The 24,194-nt window shown below is 63.0% G+C and carries 24 protein-coding genes; 15 read left to right on the top strand and 9 right to left on the bottom strand.

The genetic code is table 11. The features are described 5' to 3' along the window. Positions 1–6: 6 nt before the first annotated feature. Entirely contained in the window at positions 7–3,492 is a 3,486-nt protein-coding gene (locus tag VJR29_01110) for a hypothetical protein (GenBank protein ID HKY61994.1), read from the bottom strand. 112 nt (positions 3,493–3,604) lie between these two features. Here VJR29_01110 and VJR29_01105 point away from each other — a divergent pair, with 112 nt between their 5' ends. From VJR29_01105 to VJR29_01090, 4 genes are read left to right on the top strand one after another with little or no spacing between them, the layout of a single operon-like run. Beyond that, on the top strand, positions 3,605–4,615 hold the full coding sequence (locus tag VJR29_01105) for an iron ABC transporter permease (protein HKY61993.1): 1,011 nt from the start codon (positions 3,605–3,607) through the stop codon (positions 4,613–4,615). After that, complete coding sequence (locus VJR29_01100) at positions 4,612–5,394, top strand: ABC transporter ATP-binding protein (protein HKY61992.1); 783 nt, start codon at positions 4,612–4,614, stop codon at positions 5,392–5,394. Before VJR29_01105 ends, VJR29_01100 begins: the two co-directional genes overlap by 4 nt. A 26-nt stretch (positions 5,395–5,420) precedes the next feature. Next, entirely contained in the window at positions 5,421–6,227 is an 807-nt protein-coding gene (locus VJR29_01095) for an energy transducer TonB (protein HKY61991.1), read from the top strand. Positions 6,228–6,272: 45 nt separating this feature from the next. After that, positions 6,273–7,442: a small ribosomal subunit Rsm22 family protein gene (locus VJR29_01090; GenBank protein HKY61990.1), complete on the top strand. Its 1,170-nt coding sequence runs from the start codon at positions 6,273–6,275 to the stop codon at positions 7,440–7,442. A gap of 72 nt (positions 7,443–7,514) precedes the next feature. Here VJR29_01090 and VJR29_01085 read toward each other — a convergent pair whose 3' ends face one another. After that, on the bottom strand, positions 7,515–8,429 hold the full coding sequence (locus VJR29_01085) for an RluA family pseudouridine synthase (protein HKY61989.1): 915 nt from the start codon (positions 8,427–8,429) through the stop codon (positions 7,515–7,517). A 108-nt stretch (positions 8,430–8,537) separates the two neighbouring features. Here VJR29_01085 and gshB point away from each other — a divergent pair, with 108 nt between their 5' ends. From gshB to VJR29_01055, 6 genes are all read left to right on the top strand, one after another. Then, complete coding sequence (gene gshB, locus VJR29_01080) at positions 8,538–9,503, top strand: glutathione synthase (protein ID HKY61988.1); 966 nt, start codon at positions 8,538–8,540, stop codon at positions 9,501–9,503. 122 nt (positions 9,504–9,625) lie between these two features. After that, positions 9,626–10,111, top strand: coding sequence for a hypothetical protein (locus tag VJR29_01075; GenBank protein ID HKY61987.1), 486 nt, complete (start codon positions 9,626–9,628; stop codon positions 10,109–10,111). Between the two features lie 18 nt (positions 10,112–10,129). Then, a complete protein-coding gene (locus VJR29_01070) occupies positions 10,130–11,050 on the top strand; it encodes an RluA family pseudouridine synthase (protein HKY61986.1) in 921 nt (306 codons plus the stop codon). A 124-nt stretch (positions 11,051–11,174) separates the two neighbouring features. Continuing rightward, positions 11,175–12,407 carry a patatin-like phospholipase family protein gene (locus VJR29_01065; GenBank protein ID HKY61985.1) on the top strand — a complete coding sequence of 411 codons (1,233 nt, stop codon included), beginning with the start codon at positions 11,175–11,177 and terminating at the stop codon, positions 12,405–12,407. Between the two features lie 30 nt (positions 12,408–12,437). Continuing rightward, positions 12,438–12,776: a P-II family nitrogen regulator gene (locus tag VJR29_01060; protein ID HKY61984.1), complete on the top strand. Its 339-nt coding sequence runs from the start codon at positions 12,438–12,440 to the stop codon at positions 12,774–12,776. 61 nt (positions 12,777–12,837) lie between these two features. Then, positions 12,838–13,887 carry a GSU2403 family nucleotidyltransferase fold protein gene (locus VJR29_01055; protein ID HKY61983.1) on the top strand — a complete coding sequence of 350 codons (1,050 nt, stop codon included), beginning with the start codon at positions 12,838–12,840 and terminating at the stop codon, positions 13,885–13,887. 177 nt (positions 13,888–14,064) lie between these two features. Here VJR29_01055 and VJR29_01050 read toward each other — a convergent pair whose 3' ends face one another. Genes VJR29_01050 through VJR29_01035 form a run of 4 tightly spaced genes read right to left on the bottom strand, consistent with a single transcriptional unit; the run spans position 14,065 to position 16,923 of the window. Further along, positions 14,065–14,865: a hypothetical protein gene (locus VJR29_01050; GenBank protein HKY61982.1), complete on the bottom strand. Its 801-nt coding sequence runs from the start codon at positions 14,863–14,865 to the stop codon at positions 14,065–14,067. 9 nt (positions 14,866–14,874) lie between these two features. Next, positions 14,875–15,723 (bottom strand): hypothetical protein, encoded by an 849-nt coding sequence (locus tag VJR29_01045; GenBank protein HKY61981.1) that lies wholly within the window; start codon positions 15,721–15,723, stop codon positions 14,875–14,877. 48 nt (positions 15,724–15,771) lie between these two features. Next, positions 15,772–16,233, bottom strand: coding sequence for a hypothetical protein (locus tag VJR29_01040; protein HKY61980.1), 462 nt, complete (start codon positions 16,231–16,233; stop codon positions 15,772–15,774). 39 nt (positions 16,234–16,272) lie between these two features. Next, positions 16,273–16,923, bottom strand: coding sequence for a hypothetical protein (locus VJR29_01035; protein HKY61979.1), 651 nt, complete (start codon positions 16,921–16,923; stop codon positions 16,273–16,275). 93 nt (positions 16,924–17,016) lie between these two features. Here VJR29_01035 and VJR29_01030 point away from each other — a divergent pair, with 93 nt between their 5' ends. Continuing rightward, positions 17,017–17,880, top strand: a complete 864-nt coding sequence (locus tag VJR29_01030; GenBank protein ID HKY61978.1) for an SPFH domain-containing protein — start codon at positions 17,017–17,019, stop codon at positions 17,878–17,880. Positions 17,881–18,029: 149 nt separating this feature from the next. Further along, positions 18,030–19,565 (top strand): serine/threonine-protein kinase, encoded by a 1,536-nt coding sequence (locus tag VJR29_01025; GenBank protein HKY61977.1) that lies wholly within the window; start codon positions 18,030–18,032, stop codon positions 19,563–19,565. Between the two features lie 151 nt (positions 19,566–19,716). On the opposite strand, the gene VJR29_01020 is transcribed toward VJR29_01025, so the two are convergent. Continuing rightward, positions 19,717–20,997, bottom strand: coding sequence for a PQQ-dependent sugar dehydrogenase (locus tag VJR29_01020; GenBank protein HKY61976.1), 1,281 nt, complete (start codon positions 20,995–20,997; stop codon positions 19,717–19,719). 47 nt (positions 20,998–21,044) lie between these two features. Next, positions 21,045–21,761 carry a gamma-glutamyl-gamma-aminobutyrate hydrolase family protein gene (locus VJR29_01015; protein ID HKY61975.1) on the bottom strand — a complete coding sequence of 239 codons (717 nt, stop codon included), beginning with the start codon at positions 21,759–21,761 and terminating at the stop codon, positions 21,045–21,047. 16 nt (positions 21,762–21,777) lie between these two features. On the opposite strand from VJR29_01015, the gene mutY reads away from it, so the two are divergent. After that, the gene (mutY, locus tag VJR29_01010) at positions 21,778–22,869 is read left to right on the top strand and encodes an A/G-specific adenine glycosylase (GenBank protein HKY61974.1); all 1,092 of its coding nucleotides are present in this window, start codon (positions 21,778–21,780) and stop codon (positions 22,867–22,869) included. A 155-nt stretch (positions 22,870–23,024) separates the two neighbouring features. Next, complete coding sequence (locus tag VJR29_01005; GenBank protein ID HKY61973.1) at positions 23,025–23,261, top strand: hypothetical protein; 237 nt, start codon at positions 23,025–23,027, stop codon at positions 23,259–23,261. Between the two features lie 50 nt (positions 23,262–23,311). Here VJR29_01005 and VJR29_01000 read toward each other — a convergent pair whose 3' ends face one another. Next, positions 23,312–23,797, bottom strand: coding sequence for a flavin reductase family protein (locus tag VJR29_01000; GenBank protein ID HKY61972.1), 486 nt, complete (start codon positions 23,795–23,797; stop codon positions 23,312–23,314). A 70-nt stretch (positions 23,798–23,867) separates the two neighbouring features. Between VJR29_01000 and VJR29_00995 the strand changes: the two genes are divergently transcribed. Further along, a partial coding sequence (locus VJR29_00995; GenBank protein HKY61971.1) for a hypothetical protein occupies positions 23,868–24,194 on the top strand: 327 nt, incomplete at its 3' end.

The following is a 24,194-nucleotide window of genomic DNA, read 5'->3' as shown; positions in this document are numbered from 1 at the left end:
GGCTTGTCAATCATTCCCTTCCCAATCCTCGCTGGCGGCCCTCAAGCCCACCCGCTGGCCAGCCTGCCAGAGGAACTGGCGCCGATCGAGGTCGTGCCAGGCGCCGTTGACGACCATGAAAGGCCGGCTGCTGCGCACAAAAAGTCCTTCCTCCAGGAATCGACGGAGGGCTTTCTTGCCCTCATTGGCCTCCAAGCGACCCACCGAGGTATTGAAGTCGAACTGCCGGGCGAGCTGATTGTAAGCGCCGACGGCCAGCAAGCGAAGGTTGAAAGGCGTTTCTTCGTCGGAGAAAATCCGGCGCAACCGGATGCATTCGCGGTAAACCGGCGGGGCGCCTTCGCCGAAAAACTTGGGCGAGCCGATGAAGGCCGAGTAAGCCGCCTGGTACCATTGGCGCCCGGCAGCGCCGGCCCGGGGGGCCAGCGCCAGATCCCACATCAGCTTGGCGGCCTGGCCGACGTCCTCGGGCCGCTGAATCCCGTAAACCAAGCGCTCGAGCAGGCCTTGCAAAGCCAGCTCCCGCTCCCAAGCCGCGAAGTGGGGCCGTTTCAGGATGCTAAAAATTTTCTTTCTCTCGGCCTTGACCCAGCCGGGTTGAAAGGAATCGGCCTCCACCCGATACCAGCGAGCTCCCGAGCCGGTCTGGACCAGCTCCATCTCCTCCCGGCGAAGCTGGGGCGGCTCCGAAATGAAATGCACGTTCTCCAAATGGAGAAGGCCCTGTTGGTTGGCCGGCGGCAGGAACTCCCATTCCGGTGGGACTCGGCTGGCGGCAAGAAGATCCTCGATTCGGCGCCGACGCTGGGATTCACTGACCCAGCGGCCCAGGCCATAGGCTCCGAGCAAGCCCAGGCTCACTATTCCCAGACCGGCAGCCCACTCCATCGTGGAAAGTGAGACCGAACCGTCGCTGGCTTCGGCGATGCGCGGGCTCAAGAGGGCCAGCATGCCGACGCCCAAATCTCCGAAGCCCCCGCGGCGGCCACGGCCCAGCGTCTTGGGCAAGCCGGGTTGGGTGATCTCCTCGCTGCTCAAGTCAGGCTCGGTGTTGACCGTCCAATTCAAGGGACCGGTCTCATCGGCCGGATTGGTTTGCCGCCGACGCACTTGATCGATCATCATGCGGGAACGGACCGGAAGCCGGGAGACGAGGGCCGGATTGGCATTGGCCGCCCGGATCAGGAGACGATCTCCCACCGGATGGCTGGGATTACGGCCGTTGAATTCCTCCCGAATGTAATGCTGGGCGAGCAATTGCAGAATCCAATGAGAGCTTTTTGAATCGTTTTGGCGGTAGAAAGGTCGGCTGACGGAATACTCTTCGACGACCTTATCGAAGAAATCCTTTTCTTTCGGGTCCATCTTGAAGGGTGGCGCCGGAATTTTTTTGGCGCCTCGGCCCCGCAGCAACAGGATAAGCGATCCGACCAGTCCCAGACCGGCCGCGGCGATCAGTCCAGCCGAGGTCCCATCCCAAACCGAAGCGAGATCGGCGGCCGGCAAACCGGCGGCCCCGGCCTTGGCGGCCGCCCAGGCCTCGGAGGTCGAGCCGAGCAAGGTGCCGAGGCCGACGATACCGCCGAGCAAGGCGCCGGGGATTTTGCTGGGCCGGTCCGCCCCGAGTTGGCGGGACCTTTCGACCTGCAGGCGGAGCCATTCGTCGACGAAAATTTCCTTGCTATGGAGAGCGCTGGGCTCGCGGCCGTCGATCCAATGCTGGATTTCATGGGCCGCCGGCGGCCGGTGATGGGTTTTTTCGAAATCGGCCGCGAAGCGGTCGAGCAAAATCTGCGGCAGGTTCGGCCAGAATATCAAAGCCTCCTGGGCGCCGAGCTCGAGCAAAGCCTCGGCGATCCGGCTGGCCGCTCCGCCCTCCAGGTACCACTCCCGACCGGCGCCCTTCATGGCCTGCCCCTTCAGGCCTTTTTCGAGATAGGCCAAGGTCTGGGGCCTCGAAGCCGCCGGGGCCGCCGCGGGCCGGCTTAAAATTTCCCGGAGCGGGATTTCGCTCGGCGCACCGAGCCGCTGGCCGTAGAAAATGTAATGGCCGCCGGCCCGCTCCAGCCGAAGGGCCAATCCGCGCTCGAGACCGGCGCGGATCTTGGGAAGGGTCTCGAGCTCGCGCCAAGTCGAGACATCGGCGTGCTTGAGGCCGGCGACCGAGAAGGCGCCGGTGAACTCGCCGCCCGGCTCCAGATGATCCACCGCCTTTTGGAGCAGCGGCAGGAGCTGTCCTTCGGCGGCCGGCGCGCCGAGCAGCGCCAGAATCAGGTCGTAGCGCTGGCCCCCAAAATCGGCCTGGAGAAAATCGCCGCTTTCCAAACGATCCTTGACCGTCTCGACCCGCACCCGGTCGCCGAAACGCCGGCGCAACTCGCCGGCCGTGGCGCCGTCACCGGGATTCAGGTCGAGAATCCGAAGCGGCTGGGCCGAGCTCGCCAAGCGGGCCTCGATGTTGCGGACCGGGTCGCCCATGAAGCTGAGCCGGAAAATTTCGCGGGATCTCTTGAACTCCCGATTGGAAACCGATTCGGAAGATTCGGCCGGCCGGGGAATCTCCGGGGCGGCGGGCGGCTTGCCCCCGCCCGACTCGGCGGCCATCAGCAGCGGCTCGGGCAGCCAAGGCGCTCGAACCTCAGCCAACGCGAAGGGCCGCGGCCGGACCGACTCGGCCCGCAGCGCCAGCTCGGAGAATCGGCGATTCCACCTTTCACCCAAGGCTTCGCGGCCGAGCCGGGCACCGATGCCCAAGCTCAGGCTGGCGGCGATCGCGTCGACAGCCCGCGAAGTCGAATCGCTGGCCGGCCGCCACCCCATCCGCTCCTCGAGCCCGTGAGCGGTGTAAAGACCGGCCGGGGCGAAGACCGCCGCGCTCAGCGCCGGGTTCGGCGAAATCTTGGCGCCCAAGCCGACGAAGCCTTTAAGACAGCCGAGGCTGAGAGCGGCGGCGGCCAAATCCTGGCTGAAGGGAGCCTCCGAGGGCCGGCCGCCCAGGGCATGCAAGGCCCGCCCGCTCAGGGTGAAGGCCGGGACTTCGGCGGCGAAAGCCATGCTGCCGGCGCCGATTCGGGCGCCGAGATGGCCGGAGAACCAAGAGCCGCTGCTGCCGGCCAAGCGGCCCAAGGCCGCGGCCCGGACCACGCCGGCGACCGAGGTCGCGACCATCATCGGCACGATCATGCGGTAGTCGGTGGCCTCCGGCAAAAAGCGCCCGATCATCGCCTCCCAACGAGCCCCGCCGGTCCCCCGCCCCTGCAGGGCGTCGAAGCGCTCCTGGGCGACTTTGCGCTGATCCGGCGGCGTGGTGGGCGCTTCGGCCAATAGGCCGTAGATTTGAATGGAAAGCTCGGGGTGGCGGCGCTCCAGGCGGGCGGCGAAGGAGCGCAGCGCGTCGGCCTGGATTTCGACGTCTTTTTCGCGGGAAAGCGACTCGGCTTCCCGCTGCAGAGCGCGCGGAAAGGCCGCTGTTTGTAGCTGGATGGCCCCCATCCTTGCCTCTTCTTAATGAAACCTATGACCCCCTTATCGCCCCACCGACCGGGGAGTTGTGCGCGGAATTATTGCTGGTCATTTAACGATAGACGAGGAAAAAAGGCTACTTATGAAGGCCGCGGCCCTTACCGGAAAGCGATTTTGGACCACCCTTTCGATCCTGGCCCTGCTCTTGGCCCTGGCCGTTTTCCTTTCGGTGGCCTGGGGCGGCGGCCGGCTCGATTGGCGGGTCGCCTTGGGCCAGCCCGGCAGCCCCGATCACGACATCCTCTTCTATTCGCGGCTGCCCCGGGTCCTGCTGGCCGTCATCGTCGGCTTCGCCCTGTCCAGCGGCGGGGTCGCCTTCCAAAGTCTGCTCCGCAATCCGATGGCCGATCCTTATATCCTGGGAGTCTCGGGCGGGGCGGCGCTGGGCAGCGTCGTCTCGGTTTCGATGGGCCTGCCCTTCGCCTGGGTGAGCCTCATCGCCTTCGCCGCCTCGCTGCTCTCGCTGCTCTTGATTTATTGGATCGCCCAGACCCGGGGGCGGTTGCCGGTCTACAGCCTGCTGCTCACCGGTGTCATCTTCAACGCCTTCAGCTTCGCCCTCATCATGTTCATCAACTCCTTGGTCAGCTTCGAGCAGGCTCATCGGATCTGGTACCTGATGGTCGGCTCGCTCGAAGCCGAAAGCTACGGCAAGCTCGGCTGGGTCGCGCTCTTCGTCGGCCTCGGCTTCAGCCTGCTTTTCTTCCACGCCGGCAAGATGAATTTGATGTCGATGGGCGACGCCACCGCCCAATATCTCGGGCTCGACGTCGAGAAATTCCGCCGCCATCTTTTCTTCGCGGCCTCCTTGATGATCGGCGCGACGGTCAGCCTCTCGGGCCTGATCGGCTTCGTCGGCCTCTTCATCCCCCACATGGTGCGCCTGAAGCTGGGCTCGGACCACCGGCTCCTGCTGCCGGCGGCGGCGCTCTTCGGCGCCAGCTTTTTGGTTTTGGCCGACTGGGCCGCCCGGAGCCTGCTGGCCGGCGCGGCCTATCAAACCCAAGTGCCGGTCGGCGTGATCACCGCCTTGGTCGGCGGACCCTTCTTTGTCTACCTCTTGAAGAAACCTTCGAGCCGAGGTGTCTGGTGAGCCCGATCCTCTCGCTGGAAAACGTGCGCTTCGGCTATGGCCCCCAACCCTTGTTTCGGGACTTGAGCTTCGAGATCGAGGCCGGCGAGTTCGTCGGCCTGCTCGGGCCCAATGGCTGCGGCAAGACCTCGCTGCTCCAGCTCATCGCCGGCGTTTCGCGGCCGGAAAGCGGCCGAGTGTCGCTCCAAGGCCGGCCCTTGAGCGAGATTCCGCGGAACGAGCTCGCCCGCTCGGTGTCGGTCCTGCCCCAGGAAACCTTCGTCGAATTTCCTTTCACCGCCCTCGAGGTCGTCTTGATGGGGCGGGCTCCCTATCTCAAACGCTTCCAATGGGAGGGGCCCCGCGACCTCGCGATCGCCCAGGAGGCGATGCGGCTGACCGACTGCCTGGAGTTCGCCGGCCGCGACGTCCGCTCGCTCTCCGGCGGCGAGCGCGAGCGGGTGCTCTTGGCCCGGGCCCTGGCCCAGGAGCCGAAGCTGCTCCTGCTCGACGAGCCGACCACCCATCTCGACTTGAAGCACCAGAGCGAGATCTTCCGGCTGCTGCGCCGGCTCCACGCCCAGCAAGGCCTGACCCTGATCGTGGTGCTGCACGACTTGAATTTCGCCGCCACCGCCTGCCAGCGGCTGCTGCTCCTGGCCGAGGGCCGGCTCAAGGCCGACGGCCCGCCGGCCGAGGTCCTCAAGGCCGCCACGATCCGCGAAGTTTTCGGCGCCGAAGTTTGGGCCGGAACCGAGGAGAAGAGCGGCCGGCCCTTCTTCCTGCCACTCTTGCCCTAGCTCCGGAGCCCGTTTAAGGTGAAACGATGAGCCACCGCGCTTCGAATAAAATCGGTTTCGCCATCGCGGTCTCGATTCTGGTCCACGTCCTGCTGGCGATCTTCTTTTGGCGCCTGAGCTGGCGCTGGGACAAGCTGGCCGCGACCTTGAGCGATGCCGGCGGCGTGATCTGGTTCAATCTGAATCCCGGCGGCACGGGCCTGGGCGGCGAAGGCGGCCGCGGCGCGCCGGTCGGCGAGGATCTGAGCGGAACCGAAGCCAAATCGGCTGAAGGCGAGAAAGCGCGGCCGCGCGAAGCCCCGCCGCCGCCGAAGAAAAAATCGGCCGAGCAAGGGCCGTCGCTTCCCGCGGCGGCGAAACCGGAAGCGACGGTTAAAAAAGAGAGCGAAAAAAGCGCCGGCTTGCAAGGTCCCGGGGTGGGCGACACCGAAGGCGCCCAGACCGGCCCCGGCGGAGGCAGCGGCGAGGGTTTGGGCCAAGGCCAGGGCGGCGGCGAAGGCTCGGGCCAGGGACCGGGCGGAACCGGCGCCTTGGGCAGCGGCGGCTCCGGCCAGGGCGGCGAAGCCAACGCGGTGCTGGCCAAGATTCGCAACAAGATCGCCCGGGCCAAACGCTATCCCCGGCAGGCGCGCAGCGAGGGCTTGGAGGGCGTTTGCGGAATCAATTTCGCGATCCGGCCCGACGGCTCGCTCGACTTCGTCGAGCTGAGCAAGAGCAGCGGCTACGCGGTGCTCGACGAGGAGGCCTTGGCGACGGTGCGGCGAGCGGCGCCCTTCCCTTATTATGCCGGACCGATTCGATTTAGTTTGCGGTTTAGCTTGAAGGATTTATGAAACGTGTAGGGGAGACCCTTGCGGTCGCCCCTACAATAGACCAAAATGATTCAATTCCCCACCGACCTCGAAGCCTTCCTCCTCGCCTACGTCAAGCGCGAGTTCTATCGCGGCACCCGTCGGGCGGCCTTCGCCGAGCGGCCCTTCATCGAGGAGGACCTCCGTTTCTTTGCCAAGGGCGTCTCCGAGCTTAGCGATCTCTTCACCAGCGAGCGGGCCGAGCTGAAGGCCGGCTACTTGAACCGGCCCGAGCTTCGCGCCGCCTATTTGCTTTACTTCCTGCCGATCAACTACGCCAAGGGCGTCGAGGTCCTGAGCCGCCTGCCCGGGGAGTTTTGGCGCCGCGATTCCTATCGGGTGATCGACTTGGGCTGCGGCCCGGGCTCGGTCTCGCTGGCCTTCGCCCAGCTGCTGCTCGAGCGGAACCCCGGGGCCAAGCTCGAGCTCACTTTGGTCGAGCAGAACCCGGCCATCCTCCAGGACGCCCAGAACTTATTGCGCTTCCGCTCGCCCAAGGCCGAGCTCAAGCCGATCAAGTCCTGGCTCAACGCCTTCCGCTTCGCCGGCGAATACGACCTGATCTTGATGAGCCACGTCTTGAACGAGCTGGTCCAGCTCGGCGCCCAAGAACGGGCCGAATGGTTGATTCCCCATCTGCAAAGGCACCTGGCCAAGTCAGGCCTGCTCGCCATCCTCGAGCCGGCCCTCAAGCGGCCGACCCGCGAGCTGATGGCGCTGCGCGACCATCTCCTGGAAGGCGGCGAGCTCAGCGTCCTGGCCCCCTGCCTCCACGACCAGCGCTGCCCGATGCTGGCGGCGACGCTCCAGGACTGGTGCCACTTCTACGTCGACTGGCGGGAGCCGGACCACCTGCAAAAGCTCGACAAGATGGTGAAGAACGACAACCGCTTCTTGAAGGTCGCCTACTTGATCGCCGCTCGCTCCGAGGCTTTCGCTTCCAATCGGAAAGAAAAGCTCTACCGCGTCGTCAGCAACCGGATGGCGACCCGCGGCAAGACCGAGGCGGTGCTCTGCGGCCCCGGCGGACGGATGACCTTGACCCGGCTCGACAAGGAGCGCAGCGAGCAAAATCGCGGGATCGACGAGCTCCGGCGCGGCGATTTGGTGGAGATCCCCGATTATCGGGGCAAGGGCTTCGAGGTAAGCCGGAAAATTCGAGCGGACAAGAAATTCCGGGTGAACAAAATCACGTAGGGGCGCCCCTTGCGGGTGCCCGCGGCGAGACGGTCGCCATCGACGAAGATGGGGCGACCGCAAGGGTCGCCCCTACAACCCCACCGCCTCGGACCGGAATTTTTCCTGCAGCTTCTTGAAATCGCCCGGCGGCTTGGAGCGGAAGACCATCTTCTTCCCGCTCAGCGGGTGCTTGAATTCCAAATAGGCCGAATGGAGAAGGTGGCGCGACGCGGCGATCTTGCTGCCGTAGAGCTTGTCGCCGATCACCGGATGGCCCAGGCTCGCCAAGTGAACCCGGACCTGATGGGTTCGGCCGGTTTCGAGCCGGGCCTCGACCAAGGTGGCGTCGCGGTAGCGCTCGAGCACCCGGTACTCGGTCGCGGCGAAGCCTTCGGCGCCCTTCCGGGCCTTGACCGACTTCATCTTCTTTCCCTTGGCCGCCAGATCCTTGACGATGGCGCTCTCGATTCGCCCTTCGGCCTTGGCCATTCGTCCGTCGACCAAGGCCAAGTAATGACGCACAATCGTGTGGCGCTTGAATTGATCGGAGAGGACGTTGGCCTCGCGGCTCAGCGTGTAAACCATCAGACCGCTGGTCTCGCGGTCGAGCCGGTGCATGAGGCCGACGTAGGGATGCTCGATGTCGGGATGGGCCCGCCGGAGATAATCGTTGATGTCGTCGACCAGGGTCGAGGTCAGGGTCTGGGCGGTGCTTTCGCAGGCGACGCCGGGCGGCTTCTCGACGACCAGCAGGTCCTTGTCCTCGTAGTGCACCTTGAGATAGCGCTCGCGCCGCGGCACCGCGGTGTCACCGGGAGCGCGGATCGACCAAGTCTCGCCGGCTTTCACCTCCCAGGAGGCGATGATGACCTTGCGATCGCCCAAGAAGACCCGGCCCTCGTCGATGAGCTGCTTGGCTTTCTTGCGGCTGGAGGCCTTGGCCTTGGCCAGGTATTGGTCGAGCCGCAGTCCGTCTTGGGATTGGGAGACTTTGAAGGATTCCATAGGTTGCGTCATCCTGAGGACCCGAAGGGGCCGAAGGATCTCATACCCACCAAGGCTTCGCAGATCCTTCGCTTGCGCTCAGGATGACAGAGCTGATACCGATACTTCATGTCACGCCGCCGAAAGCAGCTCAAGCTCCTTTTCATCGCCGACCCCTTGGAGCGTTTCGACCCGGTGCGCGAAACCAGCCTGCTATTGATGCGCGAGGCCGCCGGTCGGGGCCATGAAATCTTCGCGACCCAACCCGAAAATCTGAGCGCCCGCCGCCGCGGCTTGAACGCGCCGATTCAAAAGCTGAAAATTCTCGGCAAGGCCGGCGCCAAGGACTGGCACCGGATCCTTGAAACCAAGACCCGCGAGCTCCGCTCCTTCGACGCGATCCTGCTGCGCAAAGACCCGCCTTTCGACCAAAATTACCTCCACCATCTCTACCTGCTGGACCTGCTCGCGCGCGAAGTTTACATGATGAACCATCCCCGCGGCATCCTGGCGGGCAACGAGAAGATCCTGCCGCTCCATTTCCCGGAGCTGGTGCCCGAAACCCTGGTCAGCGCCGACTTCCACGCTCTCTTCGACTTTGCCAAACGCCAAAAGCGGGGCACCGTCATCAAGCCGCTCAACAGCAGCGGCGGCCGCGGCGTTTTTCTGCTGCGCAAGCCCGAGGCCGAAAATTTCCGGGTGATCCTCGAAGCAGCCACCGACAACTTCAGCCGTCACGTCGTGGCCCAGGCCTTCCTGCCGGAAGTGGCCAAGGGCGACAAGCGCATCGTCTTGCTGGGCGGCAAATCCCTCGGCGCCTTCGTCCGCCGGCCGGCCAAGGGCGAGCATCGGGCCAACCTCCATGCCGGCGGATCGGCCCACAAGGCCAAGCTCGAGGCCGGCGACCGGAAAATTTTGGACACGCTTCAGCCCATGCTCCGCCTGATGGGCTTGGACTTCGTCGGGCTCGACGTGATCGGCGATAAGCTGACCGAAATCAACGTCACCTCGCCGATGGGGCTGCACGAAATCAACGCCACCTCGGGCTCCCGAACTGAAACGCAAGTTATTGATTTTATTGAAGAAAAAATATAGCTTTTCCGGGCCGTTTTTTCTTTTTTCTCCCTCCCCAAAACCCCCGGCTCTCGGCTAAATTTAAGGTTGCGCGCCTGGAGGCTTCTGCCCTATAGCGCCGTTTTTTTCGGGGTATTTGTCCCATGACTAGGAAAAGCATCAAGAAATCGAAGAGCCGGCCGGTCAAGAAACGGAGCAAGGCCGAGCTGGTGATCAAGACCAAGTTCTCGCCCCATTTGGTCTGGATGTACCCCTATCTGCGGAAGGCCAAGCTCAAGATGCCGACCCTGACCCTGCCCAACCGAATCCGCTCTTTCAGGCCGACGCGGACCAAGATCATGCGGGTCATGGGCAATGCCTACTTCGGGAACCGGACGGTGGTGATCGCCACCCACACCCAGCTCACCTACCTGAATCGCAAAGGCCAATTGAAGGTCAAGAGCATCGTCCGCCTGCCCAAGGCCAAGATCCTCGACACCCTGGCCCACGAGATCGCCCACTTCCAATATGCCGACCACGGTTACGAGCACGAGGAGTTCACCCGCTCGATCTTCAAGACCTTCGGCCTGAAGGAACGCTGCCCGCACTGCAAGGGCACCGGCAAAGTTCAGCTCGAAGGGAAGCCGTAAAAACGTGAAAGATGAAAAGTGAAACGTGAAAAGTCGGAAGAGTCGGGCTTTCGGCTTCGCGTTCCGGCGCTCGAAGCGCCGCTTCGGCTGGATCTTTTCTTAATTCGGCATTTTCCCGGCACCGGGAGAAAGTACTGGCGCGAAGCTCTTGCCTTTCCAGCCAAGATCGACGGCCGGCGCGCCGCCAAGGGCCAGCAGGTGCGGGGCGGCGAGGAAATCTGGCTCGCCGAAAAGCCGCCGATTGACGCGCCGGTGTCGGCCAATTCCGATCTGGAGCTCGAAATTCTCTACGAAGACGAGGCCCTCTTCGCGGTCGACAAGCCGGCGGGCTTGCCCTCCCACCCGCTGAAAGCCCGGGAGCAAGGCACCCTGGTCAACGCGGTCCTGGCCCGCTTCCCGGCGCAGGCCAGGCTGAAGCCGGCGCGCGAGGCCGGCTTGGTCCACCGCCTCGACAACGAGACCAGCGGCGTCCTGCTCTTCGCCAAGAACCCCGAAGCCTTGACCGGGCTGCGGGCCCTGAGCCAGGCCGGCAAGATGCGGAAGGTCTACTTGGCCCGAGTGGTCGGGGCGCTGAAGGGCCGCGGCAAGATCGAATTTCCCATTGCCCACGATCCGAAGAACGCCAAGAGGATGCGGGCCGCCCGCAGCCCGGAGGAAAGCAAGGCCTGGAAAGCCCGGCCCGCGATCACCCGCTACAAAAGCCTGGAACAGGATGCCGGCTCCAGCCTCCTCGAAGTCGAGATCGCGGTCGGCGCCCGGCATCAGATTCGAGTGCACTTGGCGGCCCTTGGTCATCCGCTGCTTGGCGATCCGCTTTACGGCGGCCCGAAGGCGAAGCGAATGGCGCTGCATGCGCTCGAAGTCGGTTTCGAGCATCCCTTTTCCGGCGAAAAGCTCACGATCACGGCGCCGCTGCCGAGGGATTTTCCGCGGGGTTGAGGCCTGTCATCCTGAGCCTAGGCTTCTTCTGGCGACGAACGGGTGGCCGGGCGGGGTCCCCCGGCGTGACGCGTCAAAACCTTTCGCTCGCCGAAGCCCCGACCCTTCAGGCTATAATTGACGCATGGTCCATGCCCCACCCAAGCTGGCGCTGGTGCTCTCCGGCGGCGGCGCCCGAGGCGCCTACGAGGCCGGCGTGCTGAACTACATCCGGACGATGATGCCGGCCCCCATCAAGCGCCGCCACTTCGACGTCCAATGCGGCGCCTCGGTCGGCGCCATCAACACCTGCTTCATGGTGGCCACCGCCCACGATTACGAGCTCCAGGCCAAGCTGCTCCGCGAGCTCTGGCAGAACGTCCGCGACGCCAACATCTATCGCACCAACATCAAGGCGGTGCTGGGCTTCGTCACCAAGAGCTCGGCCAGCGTGCTCTGGAACTTCATTCGCGGCAGCGGAAAGAAGGCGCTCCATTTCCCGGGCTTCCTCGACACCGAGCCCTTCTTGCCTTTCATCTCGACTCTCTTCCCCTGGAAGATGATCAGCAAGAACATCAAAGCCGGCCTGGTCCAGGCCCTCTCGATCGTCGCGACCAACGTCTTCACCGGCCGGATGGAGCTCTTCGTCCAGAAGCATCCCGATTGCGAGTATCATGGCGACCACGTCGTTCACTTCACCAAGATTAGGCCGGAGCATGCCCGGGCCTCGGCCGCCATTCCGGTGATCTTCCCGACGGTGCTGATCGACGGCGTCGCCTACACCGACGGCGGCCTCCGCTTGAACACGCCGCTCTCGCCGGCCATCCATCTGGGCGCCGACAAGATCCTGGTCATCGGCCTCAACCACCGGGCCGGCCCCAACGAGCCCGCGCCGATGCGCGGCGAGCTCGGCCGCCAAGCCGCCCTCGGCCAGGTGCTGGGCCGGGTGATGAACTCGGTCTTCCTCGACAAGATCCACTACGACATGGAGCAGCTCCACCGGGTCAACAAGATCATCGCCTGGGCCGAGGAGCTTTACGGCAAGGATTTCCTCAAGGACGTCAACAAGCGGATCCAGCGCCGGGGCGCCCGCGGCGACCTCGCCGACCGGGGCCTGAAGAAGATCGAGGCCCTGCGGATCCGGCCCTCGCGCGACGTTGCCGAGCTCTTTCGCGAATGCTACCGCGACGCCGACCGGAAGCACTTGAGCACCTTCGAGAAGTTCCTGATCCGGTTCCTCGACGTCGACCCCGAGAGCGGCGTCGACTTCCTCTCCTATATCAGCTTCACCCCGGCCTACCTGGGCCGGCTCCTCGAGCTCGGATTCGAGGATGGAAGGCGCCATCACAATGAGTTGAAAGCTTTCTTGGAGGAGTAGTATAAAGGCAATTCGAAGGAGGCCCCGCCTATGAAAAAAGTCGAAGCCATCATCAAACCCTTCAAGCTCGACGCGGTCAAAGAAGCCTTGCAGCAGGCCGGCGTCATGGGCCTCACCGTCACCGAGGTCAAGGGCTTCGGCCGCCAGAAGGGCCACACCGAGCTCTACCGAGGCGCCGAGTACGTCGTGGACTTCCTGCCCAAGCTGAAGCTCGAGGTCGTGGTCAACGACGCCGAGGTCGCCAAGGTGGTCCAAACGCTGGAGCAAAGCGCCAAGACCGGCCAGATCGGCGACGGCAAGATCTTCGTCGTGCCGATGGAGCAGGTCATCCGCATCCGGACCGGCGAATCCGGCGCCAACGCGATCTGAAGGGCTGAGCTTGACCGGCGGCCCGGTTATACGTAGATTATCCTAAAGCTACGTATAACCGATGGAAAAGCTACCTCTCGAAACTCAAACCCTTTATGCCGAATTCCTGGAGCGGCTTACCGCGGCCGAAGCCGAGCGCTCGGTCGGCCACCTCGCCGGCTCCTTCACCACCAAGATCGTCAAGGGCGGGACCTATCATTATTTCCAGTACTCCGATCCCGGCGGCCAGCTTCGCCAGATTTACCTGGGCAAGGAAAGCCCGGCGCTCAAGCGGGCCTTGGCCGGATTTCAAAAAAAACGGGCCGAGACCCGGCTAGAAACGAAAGCCTTCCAGCGCTTGGCCGCCCAGCTCCGCGCCGGCGGCGCTTTGACCAGCGACGGCGCCTCGGCCCGAGTCCTCAAGGCCCTTTCCGACGGCGGTGTCTTCAAGCTGGGCGGAGTCCTGGTCGGAACCCATGCCTTCGCGGTCCTGGGAAATTTGCTGGGCTATCGCTGGGAAGGCGCGGGGCTGCGAACTCAAGACCTTGACATCGCCGCCGACCCGATATTGCCGATCGCGGTGCCGGAGCTGGCTTCGGATGTGCCGAAAATTCTCGAAAGCCTGGCGATGGGCTTCCTTCCGGTACCGCCGCTCCATCATTCCCAGCCTTCGACTTCCTTCAAGGTCCGGGGCCAGGCCCTCCGAGTTGATCTGTTGACTCCGGGTTCGCTCCGCCAGCCCAAATCCTGGGTGCCGGTCCCGCGCTGGAATGCCGCCGCCCAAGCCCTGCCCTATCTCGATTACCTGCTGGAAGAGAGCTTGGCCGGAGCCGTCGTCGACGGCGGCGGCATTTTGGTGAATGTTCCGGCGCCCGGCCGTTTCGCCCTGCACAAGCTGATCACTTCACAAGAACGGGCCGCCGCCTTCCAGACCAAGGTGGAGAAGGATTTGCGCCAAGCCGCCCAAATTCTCCAAGCCTTGGCCGAGGAAAGGCCGGGCGATGTTCAGCTGGCCTGGGAAGCTTTGCGGGAACGAGGCCGCTCTTGGACCGGAAAAGCCAAGAAGGGTTTGGCGGCGATGCGGAAATATTCCGGAAAAAGCCATTCCCGAATCGCGGCCCTTCTCAAATAAGCGGAGCTCGCTCATCGTCGCTGAAAAATTCATCTTACCCCCCTTTGAAAAAGGGGGGGCAGGGGGGATTTGAAAGCCGTTGCAAGCAATGAGATTCGGTTTTTCGGTTTTTTTCTTCCAGCAACCGCTTTAAATCCCCCTTAATCCCCCTTTTTCAAAGGGGGAGATTATCGGTCTTCAGTGGCTGGCCGCCTCGCCCAGGTGCTGGTGGATCGCCAGGCCCAAGTTGACCGTCGCCTGACCGGCGAGCTGCTCCTCGGTCTGGGCCGAGAAATCGAGGCCCTTCAGCAAGAGGTCGTAGCTGATCCCGAAGGTGACCTGCTTCTCGACTTCACCCTCATGGAAGTGCAGCGGATGGTCGATGACCTCGCCGTCGTGGGCCGCCTGGAAATTCCCCTGCAGCACCAAGGGCTCGGTCGAGTGGAGGTGGAATTCGCCGCTGGCGGCATCCTTGCTCCAAGTTCCGGCCAGGTGGAAGGTCTCGGCGATCGGCGGATTGGCGGTGCCGCTGCCATGGTCCTCGCCGCCGTGGTTCTTCAAGGCCGCGCCTTCCGGTCCCGGTGCGACCGTGATCTGCCAAGAGCAGTAAGCGATTTGAGGAATTTCCTGCTCGGTCAGGATGTTCGCGATCAGGTCTTCGCCGAGCAGGTCCTCGGCGCTCTCGATCTCGATGTCCTGGTCGCCGCCGCCGACGCACTCGGGATCGTCGCCGGAAGAGATCAGCTTCAGCGATTTCCAGTTCACCGCGGCCTCTTCGAGGACGACGGTGAAGCCCTGGTCGTTGGTCAGGGTCTTGGTGCCGGCCGGATCGGCGGCCAGCCCGCCGTCGTCCTCGAGGTGATGGACGGTGGCGACCGCGAGATTGCCGATCGGGCCCGAAAGGTTGGGATCGCTGTCGTCGATCAGCTGGTTGCCGCTGCAATTGGCCAGGGCGACGAGGCCGCCGGCGAGGATCAAAGTTTTCAGTGAGCGTTTCATGGTTTCTCCTTAGAAGAAATAATCGATGTTGAAGTTGAAGCCGGCCTCGACGTCGCTGAGCAGCGCGGTCGAGGACTTGGCCAATGCAATGCCGGGTTTCACTTCCAAAGTGTCGATCACCGAGACCCGGGCACCGAGGGTGACGATCAGGTCCTGGCGAAGGAAGAAGATGAAGCCCGGCGTGAGATAGGCTTTGGTCGATCCATTGGTGAAGACATCGTCACCGAAGCTCGTCGAGCCTTGGAGCGCGATGAACAGGTGAACCGGGATGTCTTCCTTGAACAAGGGAATGTTGAAGCCGGTGTTGTAGTCGATGCTCGGCGCCGGTTCGCTGGCCAGCCCCACCGTCGTTCCCACGGTGAGGTAGTAGTCGACCGGCCCGAGCGCCATGGTGTAATTCAGGTAAGGCGAGGCTAAGACCACGCCCGCGCCCAAGCCGCGGCTCTCATTTCCGGTCGGAAAGGAAAAGCCCTGGCCCAGGGTGAGATTCATCCGCCGCTCCGGCTTGGACCAGAGCAGTCCCTTCACGCTGACCGCCACGTCGCCGATCGAATCCGATTCGGGCAGGAACTTTTCCCGAATCGAAAGAAAGGGCAGCCGGGCGCCGGCGCTGATCCGCCGGCTGAAGGCGTATTCGCCGGCCAGCTGATAGCGGTAAACCTGGCCCAAGCCCTGGTCGAGCGAGTCGGCGGTGAAGGTGAAGGAAAAGAATGTCCGCGGCGGGCGCGACGAGCTGGAGAAAGGATTGTAGTAGCTCGATCCTCCGCCGCCGTGACCCGACACGTGATGCGCCCCGGCCTTCGGCAAGCCCGTCGCCAGACAGAGCCCCAAGGCCGCGAGCGCGAATAGGCGTCGCATAAGTGTCCTTATCGGCAAAATTTTTCGATTAATGGATTTGAAGGAGGCTTAGGCCTTGGGCGGCGGCGGGTCGGGCAGGAAGATCCGCTGAACAAGCCGAGCTTCGGCGTCGGAAGCCCATTCGACCGAATGAAGGGGAAGAAAAAAGGTCACCATCTGGGGGACGAAGGGGTCGCCGCGGAAATCGAGGACTTCCCGTTTCTTTTGCTTGGAGCAGTCGGGGCTGACCCAAAGCGACCGGCTGTCCTCGTCCGGGGAGTCGAGCTTGGCGGCTGGAGCCGGCTCGGTCCCATGATGGCCGTGGTGGCCGTGGCCCATGGCGGCGTGATGATCGTGACTCGACCGCTTCTTTTTGAGGTCGCAGCCGTGGATGCACTTGCGGCCGGATTCGTTGCAACCGCATTGAGCATGACGGCCCTCGGCCCAAGCGTAGGAATAGGGGTAGGCTTGGCCGAAGGTGATCAAGCCAAAGAGCACGAGGACGCAGGTTTTGGCGCGAAGCCAGGCCATCGACCCAGCGCGTTAGTCCAGGCCGAAATCCAAGTCAAGCTAGCCCTTGCGAACCACCAAGGAAACCACGTCTTCGCCGGCTTCCATGAGCTGGATCTCGAATTCGCCGAGCTGGACCTTGACCGGGCTGGTCGGCTTGCGATGGTTTTTGGAGGTCAGGATGATCTCTTCCTCGCCCTTGCCCTTGACGCTGACTTTCATCCGCATGCCGACCTCGCCCTCGCCGCTGCAGTCGTAGCCGCCCTTGCAAAGGGTGTTGATGAACTCGGTCGAGCGGATCTTGAGGATGTCCTTGCCCTCCTCCCGCATCACCGCGACTTGGTTGACGCCGAGGAGGAAGCTCTGGCCGGGCAAAATCGACACTTCGTTGGTCCCCATCTCCTTGACCGGCTCGAGGTTGGCCGAGACCGAAACCTTGGTGGCGTGGAAGACGCCGGGACCGGGGCTGCGGCCCTGCACTTCGGCCCGATCGCCTTCCTTGAGGTCCTTGAAGGTCGATTTTTCGCCGAAAGCCTCGAAGGTGGTGCCGCCGGTCACGTATACCCGGGTCATCGGCGGGACGTCGAGGCCGAAGCTATGGCTGCCGTGGTTGACGTTGCGGACCACGCCGTTGAGCGTTTCGGCCCGGACCGGGAGCGAGAAAAGGGAAAAAGCGAGGATTAACAGGGGCAAGCGGAGCTTGGTTTGCATGGACCGCATACTAGCATCACGAAATTTCCCTTGGAAGAGTTCTATCTCCTGCTGTAGCTTTCGGCAAATTCCGGGCCCGGCAAAGGAGGCTCCATGAAAGCCGTCAATTTTCTCTTTTTCATCATCTTCTTGGTCATCGGCGAGATCATCGCCTTCGGCATTGGAGCGATCGTCCACCCGGCCTTGGGCGGTGTCTTGGCGGTCGGGGCCTTCTTCCTGGCCCTGCTCCTCGCCATCGCCATCAAGATCGCCTACCAATGGGAGCGGGCGGTCATCCTGAGGCTGGGAAAATATTCGGCGACCAAGGGACCCGGCATGTTCTTCATCATCCCGGTCCTCGACACCGCGATCTTCGTCGACACCCGCATCCTCACCATGGACATCCCGGCCCAGCAGGTCATCACCCGCGACAACGTGCCGGTCTCGATCAACGGCGTCGTCTACTTCAGGGTTTCCAAGGTCGAGGAGGCGATCATCAAGGTCCAGAACTACCGAGTCGCGATGATGCAGTACGCCCTGACCGTGCTTCGCGACATCATCGGCGAGATGACCCTCGACCAGCTTTTGGCCGAGCGCGAGCGGATCAGCCAGGAGATCGGCAAGGCGGTCGAGGCCCAGGCCACCGCCTGGGGGCTGGACGTCGACACCATCAAGCTCCAGGACATCGACATGCCCGAGGAATTGAAGAAGATGATGAGCCGCCAAGCCAGCGCCGAGCGGGAGAAGCGGGCGACCATCACCAAGGCCGAAGGCGACAAGGACGCCGCCCTCAATCTGGCGGCCGCCGCCAAGACGATGGCCGAGAGCCCCGGCGCGATGCAGCTCCGCACTCTGCAAACCATTGACGGCCTGGGACCGACCGCTTCGAACACCGTCGTCTTGGCGGTTCCGGTGGACTTGCTCGAGCTGGCCCAAAGCATGAACCTCCTCAAGAAGCAGCAAGTTGCCGGGCACTAATAGTTTCCCCCTTTGGAAAAGGGGGACTAAGGGGGATTTGAAGCGGCGGCTGAAACTAGAAACGTTGCGTCAAATCATTCTCAACGCTTTTAAATCCCCCCTGCCCCCCTTTTTCAAAGGGGGGAATTCTAGGCCAAAGGCGGGGTTTCGTGGCCGATTCCGATTTCACCAAAGTCGAAAGAATCCTGCCCGGCATGCCCGAGGAAGGCACGGCCGAGGAGGCTCAAATACTCCGCCAGCGGCTCCGGCTCTTTTTCGGCGTCGGGCTGGCGGCCTCCTTGATCGTCTGCATCGCCGATCTCCTGGGCTATCGGCGGATCGAAGTCGGCTGGAGCAGCCTGGCGGCCTACCGGCCCTACCTTTTTTGGGCCTTCCCGACTTTCAGCTTGTTAGGCTTGCTGCTGTCCTTTCGCTTTCGCTCGGTCAAGGCCCTTCACCTCCTCGACGCCGCCATCGTCGCCCTCTACATTTTCTTCATCACCGTCATTTCCTCGGTCTACTCGCCCACCGTGACCCGAGTCTTCGCCTATTCGATCCTGCTTTTCGCCCACGCCGCCTTCGTTCCCTCGCGGGTTTGGCTGCAAGCCGCGATCGGCATCGGCGTCACCCTGGCTTATCCGCTGGGCTTGATCCTGGCCTATTCACGTTTGCCCGAGGTTCGGGCGCTCTGGGCCACCCAAGGCGGAGGCGAGGCCTTTCAGAATTTCGTCGTCACCAGCTTTTTGGACGTCCTGCTGCTCGCCGCGATCTCGGTGGTGGTCACCAAGACCCTTTATCATTTCCGCCGCCGGTTGAGCCAAGCCCAGGCCTTGGGCAATTACATCTTGAAGGACGAGCTGGGCCGGGGCGGCATGGGCAAAGTTTACGAGGCGACCCATGCCTTCCTCAAGCGGCCGACCGCGGTCAAGGTGCTGACGCCGCGCCAACAGGATCCGAAGGAAGCCCTGGCCCGCTTCAAGGAAGAGGTCACGCTCTGCTGCCAGCTGACTCATCCCAACACGATCACGATTTTCGATTTCGGCGAATCCCAGAACCGGACTTTTTACTACGCGATGGAATTGCTCCAGGGGATGGATTTGCAGCGGATGGTCGAGCGCTTCGGGCCCTTGCCGCCGGCCCGCTGCGCCCATTTTCTTCGGCAAATCTGCGGGTCGCTGGCCGAGGCCCACGCCCACGGCATCGTCCACCGCGACATCAAGCCTTCCAACATCTTCATCACCCAGCGCGGTGAAATCCCGGATTTCGTCAAGGTCCTCGATTTCGGCTTGGCCCGGGAATACCGCGGATCGCGGGAAAGCTTCGACGGTGTCTTCGCGGGAACTCCCCGCTACACCGCGCCCGAATGCGTGATGGGAGTCGCCCAATTGGATGGCCGGGTCGACATCTACATGTTGGGGAGCCTGGGCTATTTCCTGCTGACCGGCCAAGCCCCCTTCGATTACGGCACCGACTACGAGCTGATGCTCGAGCATCTCCAGCTCAAGCCCAAGCCGCCTTCGGCCCTGCGGCCGGGCTTACCGCCGGAATGGGACGAAGTGATCCTGACCTGCCTGGAGAAGGCGCCCGAGGACCGCTTCCAAAAGGTCCAAGATTTGGAGAAGGCCCTGCAAAGGCTCCCGGCCACGGAAACCTGGGGGGCCGAGGAAGCCCGGCGCTGGTGGGCCGAGCGAATCCGGCCTGATTGAGTCTCCCCCCTTTGAAAAAGGGGGGACCAAGGGGGGATTTGAAGCGATGGCATTGATGCCAATGGGCGTTCAGACATTTGCCAAGGCTTTAAATCCCCCCTGCCCCCCTTTTTCAAAGGGGGGAGATTCAGCGGAAGAATTTCAACATCGACTACGGCAGCAAATCCAGCCGCAAGATCTGCGAGGAGCCGAAGAGCGCCGGACCGTAGAGCAGGCCGTCGGCCGGGTTCTCGTGGAGGCCGGTGAGCCCGCGCTGATGGCCGATGTGCTCGTCGCCGATCACCCGATCGGCGGCGTCCAAGGTTAGCAGGCGGACCCAGCCGTCGTAGAACTCGTTGTAGATCAGCTTGCCGGTGAAACGGCCGTCGTATTGGTCGCCGAAGTAATAGGCCGAGGCCATGATCGATTGGGGACCGCCGGGCTGGTTCTCCTCGGGGTCTTGGTTGTTGAAGGTCTCGTCGCTGTGGGCGAAGCCGTGGATCGGATCTTGGAAGCCGGGAACCCGAGGGTCACAGTCGCCTTCGCAATGGGGCCAGCCGTAATTCTCATTGGCGAAATAGACGCAGTTGATCTCTTCGAAGGCTCCTTCGCCGACGTCGCCGAGGAAGAGGTCGGACTCTTCATCGACGGTCAAGGTGAATGGATTACGCAAGCCGATGGAGTAAACCGTCGTTGGGGTTCCGGTGTCGCAATCGATGTCATCGCCTTCCGGAATCACCTGGCAGTCGGGAAACGTGAAGCCCGGCGCGTTCTCATTGGGGATGATGCGATGGACCTTGCCCAGGGAGATTTCGTAGAGCTGGCTCAATTCCTCGTCGGTGTCGGAGCTCGAGCTGCCCCCGCCATCGCCGACGCCGATGAAGAGCTGGCGATTGGCGCCGAACACCATGCCGCCGCCATTGTGGTTGGGACCGGGGGCCGGAGCCTGGTTCTTGTTGAACTCGATGATGTCCTGCCCGTTCACCAGCTCGAAAGTATCGTTATCGACGTCGACTTGGACGCCGTAGCGAGTGACCCGATTGATATCGGGGTTCGAGCCTTCGACGGTGTAGTACAGGTAGATCTGGCCATTGCTGCCGTAATCCGGATCGGCGGCCACATTGAGCAGGCCCTGCTCATTGTCGTCATCGACCGCGATGCTGGCCGTCTGGCTCAGCGGCGTGAAGTCGGCCCGGAGGTAATAAACCGTGCCGCCCAAGCCGATCGCGATCGACTCGCCGTTCCGGCCGGGCAGGAACTCCAGATCGATCAAGTCCTCGGCGATTTCGGCTCCGACCGGCGTGAAGACGACTTGATTGGGCTGGGGCGCCGAGGTCGGGGTCGGAGTGGGCGTCGGGGTCCCGTCGGGCTCGCCGTTGGAATCCGAGGAGCCGCAGGCTCCCAAGAAGACAAAGCTGGTGGCCACCAAGGCCAGGGCGATTCCTTTTTTCATTTGCATCTTGAACCTCTCGGTCAAACAGAGTGCTGATTGATTAGATCCTATTTCAAAAGCTTTGCGAAGCCGCGCATCGCCGCTTCGCCCAAGCTCCGTAAGCGCGGCAAATGACGGTCGTTTTCGGCCTCGATGCTCTCCCAGCGGGCCTTCAAGCCGGCCCGCTCGATCTCTGCCCGGCCTTCCCGCTCCCATTCGGCGATCATCTCGGGCGTCATCTCGGCATGAAACTGGAGGCCGTAAGCGGCCTTTCCATAGCGAAAGGCTTGATGAAGGTAAAGCTGGGAAGAAGCCAAAAGGGTCGAGCCGTAAGGCAGCTCGAAAGTCTCGCCATGCCACTGGAACATCTCGAGCTTGGCGGGGAAATCCTGGAAGAGCGGGTCTTGCTTGGCTTCCGGCCGCATCCAGAGCGGGTACCAGCCGATCTCCTTGGCCTCGCCGCGGTAAACCCGCTTGCCCAGGGCCTTGGCCAAAAGCTGGGAGCCCAGGCAAACGCCGAGGAAGGGCAGCTCCAGCTTCATCGCCTCCTCGATCAGCCGCAGCTCCTCGCGGATGAAGGGGAGCTCCTCGCCGTCGTTGGCGCTCATCGGGCCGCCGAGGACGATCACGCCGCTCAAGCCCTCGCGCTCGCTCAATTTCAGCCGGGCCAAGTCCTCGCGGTAGGAGTGGATGTAGCGGACCTCGACGCCCGCCTCGGCCAGCGTCCTTTCGAAGCTGCCCAAGTTTTCATGCGGGACATGTTGAAAGACGTCGATTTTTGCCATAAAGCCGGGAGATCCGATGCAAATCCATTCAACGTTTCGGACAAATTTTCGGCGTAAACTGCTTCAGTGGTACCGAAAACACAAGCGGGATCTGCCCTGGCGGCGGAAGCGGGATCCCTACGCCATCTGGGTCAGCGAGATCATGCTCCAGCAGACCCAAGTCGTGACCGTCATTCCCTACTACGAAAAATTTCTGACCTGTTTTCCGACCTTGCGGGCCCTGGCCGAGGCGCCGGAAGAGGCCGTCCTCGCCCAGTGGGCCGGGCTCGGCTATTACCGCCGGGCCAAGCTCCTGCATCGCGGCGCCCAAGCGGTGCTGAAGCAACACGGCGGACGGATGCCGGAAAACGCCGGCGGGCTCCGCGAGCTGCCGGGCATCGGGCCCTACACCGCCGGCGCCATCGCCTCGATCGCCTTCGGTCAAGCCGAGCCCTTGGTCGACGGCAACGTCGTCCGCGTCCTCTCCCGGATCTTCCGCCGCCGCGGCCACGCCAAGGCAGGCCGCCTACAGAAAGAGATTTGGGCCCTGGCCGCCGAGCTGATCGATCCCCAGGACCCCGGCGATTTCAACCAGGGCCTGATGGAGCTGGGCGCCACGGTCTGCCGGGTGGTCCTGCCCTCCTGCCACCGCTGCCCGGTCGCCGGCCTCTGTGCCGCCGCCCAGAGTGGCGATCCGGAGTCTTTCCCCGAAACCCCGCCGGCTCAAAAGACCCTGCGCCTCACTCGCGGGGTGGCGGTGGCCTTACGCGGCGAGGCGGTGCTCTTGCTCAAACCCAAGGTCTCGCGCTGGTTTCAAGGGATGTGGGCCCTGCCTCAGGAATATGTCGGGGAAGGCGACGAGGGCGCCGGCCTGCTCCGCGCCGGCCTCAAAGCCAAGCTGGGCCTGGAATTCGAGCCGCAGGAGAGCTTGCCGGCCACGGTTCACGGGATCACCCATCACCGCATCACCTCGCTCGCCTGGCGCGGCCTGGCCGCCGGTCGGCTGAGGCCCTCGGCCGACTATGAGGAAGCCCGCTTTTTCCCGCTGGAGGAAGTGAAGACCTTGGCCCTGCCCAAGCTCGATCGCAAGGTGCTGGATGCCGCCCAGATCAGGCCGGGAGCCGCTTAGCGGGTCAGCCTATTTCTTGGGCTCGCCGGTTTGGACGTTTGACTTTTTTGCGAAGCCTGAGGCATCCTAGCAACTCAGCAAGGCCTACGGACCGAAAATAAGTACAGATTGTTGGGATTTTCGAGAAGGGGTTTGAAAGAAGGCAGGTTAAGAATATGAGTAAGTTTCCCCCACCCCCCGCTCAAATTCGCCCGGGAGCCGTCCTGGGCTCGGAATCGCTTCCCTTTGAATCGATGATCTTCGCCGTCGAGGCCGCGGCCAAGACCGAGGAAAACACCGAAAACACCCCCCTGCCCGGCTCTTCGGAATACGTCGCCACCTCCAGCACCGGCCGCCACCTGACCGAGGCCCCGCGCCCTGTCGTGTCGAAGCTGTTTCGTCCGGGTCGCTAATAAATACTAAAAATTCTTTTTACGACCTCCCCCCTTTGAAAAAGGGGGGATCAGTAATTAAATCCGTTCCGCCGCAGATGAACCATCGGCTGGCCCTCTTCCTCGCTGCCGGCATTGACGACTTGGGCCACGAAGATCAAGTGGTCGCCGGCTTCGTACTCGTGCTTCAGCTCGCATTCCAGATAGCAGAGGCAATTCTTCAGGATCGGAACGCCCAAGCCCTGCCGCTCAATCTTGATGCCCTTGAAGGGATCTTGGCCCGGCTCGAAACCCCGGCCGAAATGGCCCAGCATGTCTTTTTGCCCGGTGTGCAGGATGTTGAGGGCCAGCTTCTTCGAATGCTGGATCATCTCGACCACCGGCCGGCCGCGCTTCACCGCGAAGCTGATCATCGGCGGCTCGAAGCTCGCCTGCTGGTACCAGGACGCCAGCATCGCGCCGCTTTGACCCTTGTCTTCGGTCGTCAAGACCGCCACTCCGCTGGCAATGCGGCCCAGGGCGTGCCCGATCTGTTCTTTCAGGTTGGATTCCGACATAAGCTCCTCCTCGCTGCAAAGGTTTTTACCCTGGGTTGACCCCCCATCGCTACGATTATATAGGAAAACGATGCCAGCGTCGCCCAACTATATTACCGCTCAGGAAAAAGCCCTGGGCTGGGAGCCGGTCGGGGAGATTTGCCAAGTCAGCGGGCCCGAAGCCGCAAAATTCCTCAATGCCTACGTGACCCAAGACATCCTGAAGCTGGCCGAATTCCAAATCGCGCCGGCCGCTTTTTTGACTCAAAAAGGCAAGCTGATCAGCGAGGCTTGGGTGCTGCGCCGGCCCGGCCATTTCCTGCTGCTCTTTCCGCCGGGCTACGGAGCCAAGACCGGCGAGCACCTCGCCACTTTCCTGCTTTTCGCCAATGTCGAGTGGAGCCCAACCGAAGCTTGG

Source organism: bacterium (assembly GCA_035281585.1).
Lineage (GTDB): Bacteria > UBA10199 > UBA10199 > DSSB01 > DSSB01 > DATEDP01.
This window is presented reverse-complemented; position numbering and strand designations above follow the sequence as displayed.

Excerpts from the sequence above, each read along its gene's own strand:
- VJR29_01110 (HKY61994.1), bottom strand. The coding sequence starts at position 3,492 with ATGGGGGCCATCCAGCTACAAACAGCGGCCTTTCCGCGCGCTCTGCAG.
- VJR29_01105 (HKY61993.1), top strand. The coding sequence starts at position 3,605 with ATGAAGGCCGCGGCCCTTACCGGAAAGCGATTTTGGACCACCCTTTCG.
- VJR29_01095 (HKY61991.1), top strand. The coding sequence starts at position 5,421 with ATGAGCCACCGCGCTTCGAATAAAATCGGTTTCGCCATCGCGGTCTCG.
- VJR29_01090 (HKY61990.1), top strand. The coding sequence starts at position 6,273 with ATGATTCAATTCCCCACCGACCTCGAAGCCTTCCTCCTCGCCTACGTC.
- VJR29_01085 (HKY61989.1), bottom strand. The coding sequence starts at position 8,429 with ATGGAATCCTTCAAAGTCTCCCAATCCCAAGACGGACTGCGGCTCGAC.
- gshB (HKY61988.1), top strand. The coding sequence starts at position 8,538 with ATGTCACGCCGCCGAAAGCAGCTCAAGCTCCTTTTCATCGCCGACCCC.
- VJR29_01075 (HKY61987.1), top strand. The coding sequence starts at position 9,626 with ATGACTAGGAAAAGCATCAAGAAATCGAAGAGCCGGCCGGTCAAGAAA.
- VJR29_01065 (HKY61985.1), top strand. The coding sequence starts at position 11,175 with ATGGTCCATGCCCCACCCAAGCTGGCGCTGGTGCTCTCCGGCGGCGGC.
- VJR29_01060 (HKY61984.1), top strand. The coding sequence starts at position 12,438 with ATGAAAAAAGTCGAAGCCATCATCAAACCCTTCAAGCTCGACGCGGTC.
- VJR29_01055 (HKY61983.1), top strand. The coding sequence starts at position 12,838 with ATGGAAAAGCTACCTCTCGAAACTCAAACCCTTTATGCCGAATTCCTG.
- VJR29_01050 (HKY61982.1), bottom strand. The coding sequence starts at position 14,865 with ATGAAACGCTCACTGAAAACTTTGATCCTCGCCGGCGGCCTCGTCGCC.
- VJR29_01045 (HKY61981.1), bottom strand. The coding sequence starts at position 15,723 with ATGCGACGCCTATTCGCGCTCGCGGCCTTGGGGCTCTGTCTGGCGACG.
- VJR29_01040 (HKY61980.1), bottom strand. The coding sequence starts at position 16,233 with ATGGCCTGGCTTCGCGCCAAAACCTGCGTCCTCGTGCTCTTTGGCTTG.
- VJR29_01035 (HKY61979.1), bottom strand. The coding sequence starts at position 16,923 with ATGCAAACCAAGCTCCGCTTGCCCCTGTTAATCCTCGCTTTTTCCCTT.
- VJR29_01030 (HKY61978.1), top strand. The coding sequence starts at position 17,017 with ATGAAAGCCGTCAATTTTCTCTTTTTCATCATCTTCTTGGTCATCGGC.
- VJR29_01020 (HKY61976.1), bottom strand. The coding sequence starts at position 20,997 with ATGAAAAAAGGAATCGCCCTGGCCTTGGTGGCCACCAGCTTTGTCTTC.
- VJR29_01015 (HKY61975.1), bottom strand. The coding sequence starts at position 21,761 with ATGGCAAAAATCGACGTCTTTCAACATGTCCCGCATGAAAACTTGGGC.
- mutY (HKY61974.1), top strand. The coding sequence starts at position 21,778 with ATGCAAATCCATTCAACGTTTCGGACAAATTTTCGGCGTAAACTGCTT.
- VJR29_01005 (HKY61973.1), top strand. The coding sequence starts at position 23,025 with ATGAGTAAGTTTCCCCCACCCCCCGCTCAAATTCGCCCGGGAGCCGTC.
- VJR29_01000 (HKY61972.1), bottom strand. The coding sequence starts at position 23,797 with ATGTCGGAATCCAACCTGAAAGAACAGATCGGGCACGCCCTGGGCCGC.